The organism is Roseateles sp. DB2 (assembly GCF_051857535.1).
GTDB lineage: Bacteria > Pseudomonadota > Gammaproteobacteria > Burkholderiales > Burkholderiaceae_C > Roseateles_B.
Map to the genome: position 1 here is coordinate 197,212 of NZ_JBPZGY010000009.1, position 10,471 is coordinate 207,682.

Annotated in this window: 5 protein-coding genes; 2 read left to right on the plus strand and 3 right to left on the minus strand. The window is 67.5% G+C overall.

All coding sequences use genetic code 11. From position 1 onward, the window contains the following. Window positions 1-238 precede the first annotated feature (238 nt). A complete protein-coding gene (locus tag ACS5PK_RS15310; protein ID WP_439441124.1) occupies window positions 239-2,971 on the plus strand; it encodes a TonB-dependent receptor in 2,733 nt (910 codons plus the stop codon). A 23-nt stretch (window positions 2,972-2,994) separates the two neighbouring features. Here the strand turns inward: ACS5PK_RS15310 and ACS5PK_RS15315 are convergent, their stop codons facing one another. The 3 genes from ACS5PK_RS15315 to ACS5PK_RS15325 all read right to left on the minus strand — a co-directional run bounded on the left by ACS5PK_RS15315 (window position 2,995) and on the right by ACS5PK_RS15325 (window position 7,170). Then, entirely contained in the window at window positions 2,995-3,729 is a 735-nt protein-coding gene (locus ACS5PK_RS15315; RefSeq protein ID WP_439441125.1) for a substrate-binding periplasmic protein, read from the minus strand. 61 nt (window positions 3,730-3,790) lie between these two features. After that, window positions 3,791-5,770 carry a hypothetical protein gene (locus ACS5PK_RS15320; RefSeq protein ID WP_439441126.1) on the minus strand — a complete coding sequence of 660 codons (1,980 nt, stop codon included), beginning with the start codon at window positions 5,768-5,770 and terminating at the stop codon, window positions 3,791-3,793. 176 nt (window positions 5,771-5,946) lie between these two features. Next, the gene (locus tag ACS5PK_RS15325) at window positions 5,947-7,170 is read right to left on the minus strand and encodes a hypothetical protein (protein ID WP_439441127.1); all 1,224 of its coding nucleotides are present in this window, start codon (window positions 7,168-7,170) and stop codon (window positions 5,947-5,949) included. A gap of 229 nt (window positions 7,171-7,399) precedes the next feature. On the opposite strand from ACS5PK_RS15325, the gene uvrA reads away from it, so the two are divergent. Next, window positions 7,400-10,282, plus strand: coding sequence for an excinuclease ABC subunit UvrA (gene uvrA / locus ACS5PK_RS15330; RefSeq protein WP_439441128.1), 2,883 nt, complete (start codon window positions 7,400-7,402; stop codon window positions 10,280-10,282). Window positions 10,283-10,471: the final 189 nt, after the last annotated feature.

The following is a 10,471-nucleotide window of genomic DNA, read 5'->3' on the forward strand; positions in this document are numbered from 1 at the left end:
CGGAACGTCGGAACAGCAGGATGTCAGTATGCGGGCCGCCAGCGAGGAGTCCGTTCGCAAGTCGCACAGGCGCCACCACACACGGGGGACAGGCGTTGTGCGCGATGCACAGATGTCGCCGTACAGGATTCACTTGCCTGTCATCGCAATGCCATCATGCCTCAGCTTGTCTGCCAGCGAACTGGCAAGACCTGACCCTCGCGCCCCGCGAAGGCGCACTTCGTCACCAGGGAGTCCCATGAGCAAGATCCGCACGCCCCACCGCCCATTCCGATCCGTCCCGCACGCCACCGCACAGGCCGTGCTGCTGTGCCTGGCCGGCGCACCGGCCTGGGCCCAGCAACCACCTGTTGACGCGCAGCTGCAGAAGGTGGAGATCACCGGCTCGGCCATCAAGCGCCTGGAGTCCGAGACGGCCCTGCCGGTGCAGGTGCTGCGGCGTCAGGACATCATCAAGCAAGGTCTCACCACGGCCGCCGAAATCGTGGCACGGCTAAGTGCCAGCACCAACAACATGACCGACGGCGGCAGTGTGGCCTACGGCGGCTTCCGTGACCAGATGGGCATGAATGCCGCCAACCTGCGCGGCATCGGGGTGTCCTCGACCCTGGTACTGCTCAATGGCCGGCGCATGGCCAACTTCGCCTCGCCCGGCGATTCCGCGGGCGTGGACCTCAACAACATCCCCGCCGCCGCCATCGATCGTGTGGAAATCCTGCTGGACGGCGCCTCCGCGCTCTATGGCAGTGACGCCATCGGCGGCGTGATCAACTTCATCACCCGCAAGGACTACCAGGGCATCGAACTCAATGCCAGCGCTGGCAACACCAGCGAGGGCGGCGGCGGCAAGCGCACGGCCTCCCTCGCCGGCGGCCTGGGCGACCTGACGCGCGACGGCTTCAACCTCTTCGCCGTGCTGGACCTGCAGAAGACCTCGACACTCAACGCCAGCCAACGCCAGTTCATCAGTGACCTGAAGATCCCCGAGACCCTGCCGGACCTGCTGTCCAGCGCTAGCTTCCCGGGCAACATCCGGCTCAGCGGCAGCCAGCTCGACACGCTCATTGCCGATGGTTTCTCCACCAACGGCAAGACCGTGGTCAGCAAGAGGACCATCAACCCGGCTGCCGCGACGGGCTGCAATGCGCCCGCCTCCCTGTACCTGCCCGCCGGCATCGGCGGCGTGGACGGCTGCACCTACGACTACATGCGGGACATCGAGCTCTACCCCAAGTCGAACAAAAGCAGTCTCTTCACGCGCGGGGTCGTGGATCTGGGCCGGGGCCACCAGTTCTTCGCCGAGGCCGCGCTGAGCCACTCGCGCACGCTTTACTCGGGCACGCCCAACCGTGTGGACGCCGACATGGACGTGTCCAAGGTCAGCGCCTTGTCCAGGACCAGCCTGGCCACGCTGGACGCCGACGACGAGGACCGCATCATCACCGTGCGCACCCGTCTGGCCGAGGCCGGGCTGCGCACCAGCGAGCTGGTCTCCAGCGGCCAGCGCTACGTGGCCGGCGTGAACGGCGTCTTCAAGGGCTGGGACTACGAGTTCGCGCTGAATCACAGCCGCAACAAGGTGTCCGACCGCGACCACCAGGGCTATCTGAACGAGCAGCTGATCCGGGACGGATTCGCTGCCGGCACGCTCAACCCCTTCGGCCCTTCCAGCGCCGCCGGCCTGGCCCTGTACGAGAAGGCCCAGATCCGCGGAGAGGTGCGCCGCGCCACCGGCACCATGAGCAGCCTGGACTTCAGGGCCTCCAGCGCCCTGACCAAGCTTGACGGCGGGGACCTCGCCCTGGCCCTGGGTGGCGAGCTGCGCCGCGAGCGTCAGGACTACCACCAGTCCGAGGCCCTGGCCCAGGATCTGATCCTGGGCGAGACCTCGCAGGGCCCGGACGCGGACTTCGGCCGCTCGCGCCGCGTGAGCGGCCTTTACGCCGAGCTGAGCGCCCCCTTCACCAAGCAACTGGAGCTGCAGGCCGCCGTGCGCTACGAGCACTACCAGCGCACCGGCAACGCCGTGAGCCCCAAGCTGGGCCTGAGGTACACACCGGACAAGACCGTGCTGCTGCGCGCCTCGGTGGGCTCGGGCTTCCGCGCGCCCAGCCTGACCGACCTGTACCGGCCTGTCACCGAAGGCACGGCCGCCACCCTGGTCGACCCGGTCTGCATGGCCGCAGACCCCTCCAACACCGTCACGGACTGCTCTGACACCTGGACCACCCTGGCCTACAGCAATCCCAGGCTCAAGCCGGAGAAGTCCCGCCAGTTCAGCTTCGGCGCCGTGTTCGAGCCGCAGAGCAATGTCATGCTCAGCGTCGACTACTGGAACATCCAGAAGCGCGACCTGATCAGCACCTTGGGCGTGGATGTGATCCTGGGCAATCTGGACAAGTACGGCAGCCTGGTCCATCGCGACGAGGACAAGGTCATCGACCACATCGACCTGATCAAGGAAAACCGGGGTCGCCAGAAGATCTCCGGCCTGGACTTCAGCGCCTCGCTGAGCGGTCTCAAGAGCACCATGGGCACCTTCGGCCTGCGCCTCAACGGCACGCTGACGCTCAACTCCAAGCAGCAGACGGGCAACGACGACCCCTACGTCAGCAACCTCGGCCACTTCATCAACGATGGCGTGGTCCAGCGCTGGCGCCACACGATCAGCGCCGACTGGGAGCGCGGCGACTGGAGCGCGACGCTGTCCAACAGCTACCTCTCCAGCTACACGGACCAAAGCATCGTGGGCAAACCCGACCGCAAGGTGAAGGCCTATTCGCTGTGGGACCTCACCGGCGCCTGGGCCGCCACGCCGACTCTGACGCTGCGAGCAGGCATCAAGAACCTGCTGAACACCGCACCCCCCTTCTCGCAGCAGGCCTGGTTCTTCCTGTCGGGCTACGACCCCAGCTACACCGACCCGCGCGGCCGCTTCGTCTACGCCAGCCTGCAATACCGTTTCAAATGAGCCGCTTCGCGTGAGGCAGGCGCTCAACGGTAGCGCTGGAGCAGGCGCTCCAGGCTGCCGTCGCCGACGATCTCGGCCAGGGCCTGGTTGAGGGCAGCCAGCCTGAGGCTGCTGCGCGGCGACAGCGCGCACTGCGTCTGGTAGCTGCTCACGGGCAAGGGCGCATGCAGGGGCACGGTGAAGCTGCCGACGCGCTGTTGATATTGCAGAAAACGCTGCGACACGGCGGCATGGCCTACGCGCCCGAGGGCCAGCATGCGCAGGCTGGCATCGGCATTGGGCGCATCCTCGCGCCAGTTCGCCGCCCCCATCTGGGCCTGCAGTTCCGGATAGGCATAGCCACGCACGGTACCCACGCGCTGGCTGGCCAGCTCTGCCAGTGAAGCGGGCGCCTCGCGATCGCGCCGGGTCACGACCCAGTAGGCACCAGGCAGGAAGGGCCGGCTCCAGGCGAAGGGGCCGGGCAGCCAGGCAGGCAGGTAGTCGCACAGCAGGTCGGCCTCTCCCGAGGCCAGGGCCTGCGCCACGCGCCGACGCGGCAGCACCAGGAAGCGCGGCTCGCGGCCCAGTCGCTCGCCCAGCAACAGAGCGAGGTCGTGGCTGACACCGTCCAGCACCTGGCCCTGCTCGATGCGGGCGCTGGGCATCTCCTCGCTGTGATCCACCAGCACCACCAGGGGTGCGGCGGCCTGCGCCGCAGGGGGTGCGGCGAACGCGGCAGAGCTCAGAGCCAGGAGAAGGCGGGACGCTGAACGCATGGCGGGATCATGCCCGAGTCATGCGCCGCACAGGCACCCCGGGCCGGCGATCAGGCACGCATCACTGGGCAGATTGCCGTAAATCTCGCTCCAGCGTCGCCGCGCGGCGGCGGTCCTGCTGGCGGCTGCCCATGTCTCGCAGGGCCTCGTCGGCCTGACGACGCTGGGCCTCGGTCGGGCGAGCCGCCGCCGCGGGATCCAGCGTGGCCAGCCAGCTCTTGCCCGCGGGCAGGAGTTGGGGCGCGGCCAGCTTGTCCAGCTCGCTGGCGGCAATCCAGGGCATGACCTGGGACATCACCAGCGCCACGCGCGGCTTGATCCTGGCCTCGCCCACACGGCCGCGCTGCCCCCAGCTGAGCAGGATGTTCGAGCTGGTACTGGAGGCCGTCAGCGCCGGCGTGATGGCCACGTCGCGCAGGATGCCGAAGCGCAGTTGCATCATCGCTTCCTCGGCCAGCATCGCAGCGTCCTCGCGGCCCACGGTGGCGCCGTCGGGCAGCGAGTAGTTGTACTCGTCGGTCGCGCGGTCGGGCTCGAAGAAGCTGACGATGTTCTGAGACGTGTAGGCCCGTTGCGTCGCCGTGGAGGGATTGCCGAAGAACTGCACCTTGCCCAGGGCCACCATCTCGCTGGACTGCAGGGGCAGCTTGGCGGCCAGATCGTCCGAGGCGGTCACGCCGGCATCGATCTGGAACACACGCAGCGCCGGGTTCAGCACGCTGTGCAGGCGCGGCGGGGTGAAGTCGCCTGCGTGGGTCAACTCGTGGTACAGCAAGCTGCCCAGGCGCGCATGCAAGTCCGGCAGCGCGCGGCTCTTGCGCTCGGCCACGGGATAGCTGCCGCCAGCGTAATCCTTGTCCTTCACGTAGCGCCACAGCATGGCGTAGCCCAGGTCTCCGCCGAAATCGGCCCGGGGGTCCGGCGTCTCGCTGACGGTGTCGCGCTGCTGGGGCGTCAGCCACAGATAGCTGGCGTCCAGGTAGATGGCGCCAGTGGCGCTCCAGTAGAAGGCCGGGCGCACGCGCGCGCCGATCACCACGGCCGTGGTCGCCTTCAGGAGGTTGCGGAAGTCGCCGTGGGTATCCTGCTCGCGCAGATATCGCTCGAAGACCTGCGCCATCCAGTCATGGCTGACCAGCAGGCGGGCCATGACTTGCTCCACCGTCGGCGTGGCGCCGCCGGTCTCGGTGCCCAGCATGGGCAGGCGGCTCATGGGGCAGAGGTTGGCACGGTCCAGCAGGGGGCTGTAGATACAGGCAGCCAGCGCCTCGGCATGGGGGCCGCTGCGCAGGTACGGGTAGACGCGCGAGCTGGGATTGCTCGCGTCGAAGAGCGGCTGCGTGGTGCTGCCAGGCTGGGGCAGCAGCAGCAGTTGGTAGCCCTGGCTCAGCGATTGGCCGTTCGCGAGCTTGACGTCGACACGGAACTTCATCAACGCGTCCTTGCTGACCACCGGGCCCTTGAACAGGATGCGTGCCGTGTCCTGGCCTTGCAGACCCAGCGCAGCCGGGCCTTCGGTCTGGGTCCAGCTGTAAGTGGCGCCGGCAGCCTCTGCAGCGCTCAGCCCGGGCAGCCAGGCCCTCAGCGAGGCGCCATCGCCGCTCCACAGCGAAGGATCACCGCGCACGACCAGCGAAGGAGCCGAGGACGCGGCCACCGACAGCTGCAGGGACTGGGTACGGCGCTGGCCCTGGGCATCCAGATAGCTGAGGCTGAATCCGTAGTCGCCCGCCGAAGGTTCCAGGCTCATGGCCGCTGAACGGGCAGACAGCAGCGGCAAAGACGCGCCCTGGGTCTGCGTCCACTGCGGGTCACCCAGGGTAAAGCCGCAGGCCTGTGCCTGCACTTCCACATTGCGGCCGGCCTGCGGCGCGCTGGACGCCAGCAGCGTCACGGCCCCCGAGACGCAGCCCGAGGGGGTGGGGGTCGGATCCGCCCCCCCGCCACCGCCACCGCCGCAGGCGGTCAGCAAGACCAGCGCAGCGCCCATGACCAAGCCCGGACGCAAAGACGCGGCCAGGCGGTTCAACACCAGATTCATGAGATTCCCTCGCTCCAGAAGAAAGGGCGGCGCACGCACGGCGGCCGTCATCATGGTTGGCCTCAGGCCCCCTGTCACCGCTGCTCAGACCTGCAGCAGGGCGGTGCAGTCCTCGTCGGGATCACTGGCAGCCGGCGCGATTCTGGAACAAATTCAAGGGACAGGGCATCCGGGATTCAGCCATTGACGATGCGCGCATGGAAGCCCGCGAGATCGTCTTCGCGCAAACCGAGATAGATGGGATCGCCATGACGACGGTGGATGTTGATCTTGGCGTTGTAGACACGGTGCAGCAGGCCGTGCTTGTCCTGGATCTCGTACTCGTTGATGCCGTAGCTGCCGCCGAAGGCCGTGTCGCGCTGGCCAGTGAGATAGCAGGCGATCTCGTCGATCTCGGAGCCGCCCAGGGCCAGGCCGTTGAGGGCTTGCAGCGGCGCGCGGGTGCAGTCGACGAAGTCCTTGCTGTCCACCATGAGCATCTCGTCGTCGGCGTCACGCATGGCGGTGTAGAACTTGCCCACCAGGATCTGCCCCGGCAGCGCGCGCTCGATCATGCGGGCCAGCTCGATGGTGACCTGGCCGACCAGGTAGCTGAATGAGGTCGGGTTCAGGCCCTCGCTCTGATAGAACTCGTAGTGCGAGCCCACATGGAAGCAGGCGCGCAGGCGCGGCACCGTACCCTTGCGCGTGGCGCGCTCGCGTGCGAGGGCGTTGTCAGCCAGGATGAACTGGAGCAGCTGGTAGAGCTCCACATTGGCGGCCATGCCGCGCATGCGGTTCCAGATGTAGAAGCCGTCACCCGTGGTGGTGCGGGCGAAGTTGATGTTGATCTCGCGGTCCAGCAGCTTGGCATAGGCCGCGTTCACCGAGCAGGACAGGCTGCTGAGCTGCACCACCTGCTCCAGCGGCGTCAGCAGGGAGAAGCCCACGGCATCGAGCAGGATCACCGCGCGGTCCTCGACCAGCCGGATGCCGTAGCGCTCGACGATGGCCGCCACCAGGCGCAGGCCCAGGCCTTCGCTGGCCGAGAAGGGCAGGGCCACGTGCAAAGGCTCCAGCTCCAGCTCGCGGGCCGTGGCCTGGAAGGCCTCGACGCTGAGGTGCTCCTGCTGGGCCAGCAAAGTCTCCAGCATGGTGGCGCGGCGCATGCGCTCCGCCCCGCTGGGCGCACGTTCGGTGAATTCGGTGAGCAGGGCGTGCGGGGCCAGGAGTACGTCCAGGCCCTGCTCGCTGGGGGTCCAGGCGTAGATCAGGTTCTCACCGAGGCTCCAGAGCTGGTAGAGCTTCTGGTCGAGCAGCACGATATTGCGCCGTGCCACTTCCTCATCCAGCCCCGCCGGCAGCGGATAAGCCATGAAGCCATCCAGCCACGATTTGCGCTGACGGGTTTCTTCACTCAAGCTTGTCTCCAGGCGAACTGCGCAATGCAACGAATTGTCAGCGATGCTGCATCAAGTCGAGAGCCGCGAATCGGGGGATTAACACGGATGTCTGAACCTGCTGACAAGCCTTGGCAGTGGAGGCGGGGCCAGGACTCCGCTCTCGGCCTATCATGGCGGGTTTCCCCTTGCCGCGACGCGCATGTCCACTGAGCCCACCCCCAGCCGCCCGCCCACGACGGAGAGCCCCATGATCCGGGTCCGCGGCGCGCGCACCCACAATCTCAAGAACATTGACGTCGACCTGCCGCGCAACCAGCTGGTGGTGATCACCGGCCTGTCCGGCTCGGGGAAGTCCAGCCTGGCCTTTGACACGCTGTACGCCGAGGGCCAGCGCCGCTACGTGGAGAGCCTCTCCGCCTACGCCCGCCAGTTCCTGCAGCTGATGGACAAGCCCGAGGTCGACGTGATCGAGGGCCTCTCCCCGGCCATCTCCATCGAGCAGAAGGCCACCAGCCACAACCCACGCTCCACCGTGGGCACGGTCACCGAGATCCATGATTACCTGCGCCTGCTCTACGCCCGCGCCGGCACCCCCTTCTGCCCCGACCACGGCCTGCCCCTGGAGGCACAGAGCGTGGGGCAGATGGTCGACGCCGTGCTGGCCATGCCCGAGGGCAGCAAGCTGATGCTGCTGGCGCCCGTGGTCCGTGACCGCAAGGGCGAGTTCCTGGAGCTGTTCCAGGATCTGCAGGCCCAGGGCTACGTGCGCTTTCGCATTGACGGCGTGACGGTGGAGGTGCCGGACCTGCCCGCATTGAAGAAGGCCGAGAAGCACGACATCGACGTGGTGATCGACCGCGTTCGCCTCAAAGCCGACAGCGCCGAGGGCCTGCGCCAGCGCCTGGCCGAGAGCTTCGAGGCCGCGCTGCGCCTGGCCGAGGGCCGGGCGCTGGTGCTGGACATGGACAGCACCGATCCCAAGACCGCCGAGCAGATCTTCTCCAGCAAGTTCGCCTGCCCCATCTGCAGCTACTCCCTGCCCGAGCTGGAACCGCGGCTCTTCTCCTTCAACTCGCCCGTGGGCGCCTGCCCCAGCTGCGAAGGCCTGGGCCAGGTGACGGTGATGGACCCGGAGCGCGTGGTGGCCTTCCCCACGCTGAGCCTGGCCAGCGGTGCGGTCAAGGGCTGGGACCGCCGCAACGGCTACACCTACTCGCTGCTGGAATCGGTGGCGCGCCACTACCAGTTCGACCTGGAGCTGCCCTTCGAGGAACTGCCCGAGCAGGCCCGTCAAGTACTGCTGCACGGCTCCGGTGCCGAGGACATCAGCTTCACCTACGAGGCCGAAGGGGCCAATGGCAAGAAGCGCTCCGTCAAGCGTTCGCATCCCTTCGAGGGCATCCTGCCCAATCTGCAGCGCCGCTACCGCGAGACGGATTCCAGCGCCGTACGCGAGGACCTCGCCCGCTACATGGCTCCCAAGGCCTGCCCCGACTGCGAGGGCTCACGGCTGCGCCGCGAGGCGCGTCACGTGCTGCTGCAGCCGGCGGATGCCACGGTGAGGGGCCGGCCCATCTATGAAGTCGAGCATGCCACGCTGCGCGAGTGCCTGGACTATTTCGAGGGGCTCAAGCTCAAGGGCGCCAAGGCCGAGATCGGCGACAAGGTCGTGCGGGAGATCGCCGCGCGGCTGCGCTTCCTCAACGACGTAGGCCTCAACTACTTGAGCCTGGATCGCAGCGCCGACACCCTCTCCGGCGGCGAGGCCCAGCGCATCCGCCTGGCCTCGCAGATCGGCTCTGGCCTCACCGGCGTGATGTATGTGCTGGACGAGCCCTCCATCGGCCTGCACCAGCGCGACAACGACCGCCTCATCGCCACCCTGCGCCGCCTGCGCGACCTGGGCAACTCGGTGCTGGTGGTCGAGCATGACGAGGACGCCATCCGCGCTGCCGACCACGTCCTGGACCTCGGCCCCGGTGCCGGCGTGCACGGCGGCCGCATCATTGCGCAGGGCACACCCGAGGAAGTGGCCGCGAATCCGGACTCGCTGACCGGCCGCTATCTCAGTGGTGTGGACCGGATCCAGGTGCCGAAGAAGCGCCACAGCCTGGCTGACAACACCGACCCGCGCACGCTCAAGATCGTCAATGCCAGGGGCAACAATCTCAAGGGCGTGACGGTGGAGTTCCCCGTGGGCCTGCTCACCTGCGTGACCGGTGTCTCCGGCTCCGGCAAGAGCACCCTGGTGAACGACACCCTCTATGCCGCCGTGGCGCGCAAGCTCTACCAGAGCCATCTGGAGCCGGCGCCGCATGACGAGATCGAAGGCATGGAGGCCTTCGACAAGGTCATCAACGTCGATCAATCCCCCATCGGCCGCACGCCTCGCTCCAACCCGGCCACCTACACAGGCCTGTTCACGCCCATACGCGAGCTCTTCGCCGAGATGCCCACCGCCCGTGAGCGCGGTTACGGCCCCGGCCGCTTCAGCTTCAACGTGGCGGGCGGGCGCTGCGAGTCCTGCCAGGGCGATGGCGTATTGAAGGTGGAGATGCACTTCCTGCCCGATGTCTATGTGCCCTGCGACGTCTGCCATGGCAAACGCTACAACCGCGAGACGCTGGAGGTGCTCTACAAGGGCAAGAACATCACGCAGGTCCTGGACATGACCGTGGAGGACGCCTGCGAGTTCTTCGGCGCCGTGCCCAGCATCGCGCGCAAGCTGCACACGCTCATGGACGTGGGCCTGGGCTATGTGAAGCTGGGCCAGAGCGCCACCACGCTGTCGGGCGGCGAGGCCCAGCGGGTCAAGCTGGCGCTGGAGCTCTCCAAGCGCGACACCGGCCGCACGCTCTACATCCTGGACGAGCCCACCACCGGACTGCACTTCGGCGACATCCAGCTGCTGCTGAAAGTGCTGCATGCGCTGCGTGATGCGGGCAACACCATCGTGGTGATCGAGCACAACCTCGACGTCATCAAGACAGCCGACTGGCTGATCGACATGGGCCCCGAAGGCGGCTCGGGCGGGGGCCGCCTGCTGCTGGCGGGCACGCCAGAGGCGCTGGCCACCTGCGAGCAGAGCCACACCGGCCGCTACCTGGCCCCACTGCTGGCCCGCGGCTGACCGACCGCACCCGCCGCGCGGAGTTGCAGCAAAAGGGCCGCTGGAAGCGGCCCTTTTTCTTGGCGGTGACCCGTCCTGCCCAGCGTTGACACATTTGCACCCGAGAGAGGGCAGATGTGATGGATACAGGGATCAAGCGCACCCAGCGCGACTACACGATGGCCTTTAAGTTGGCGGTGGTCGAGCAGG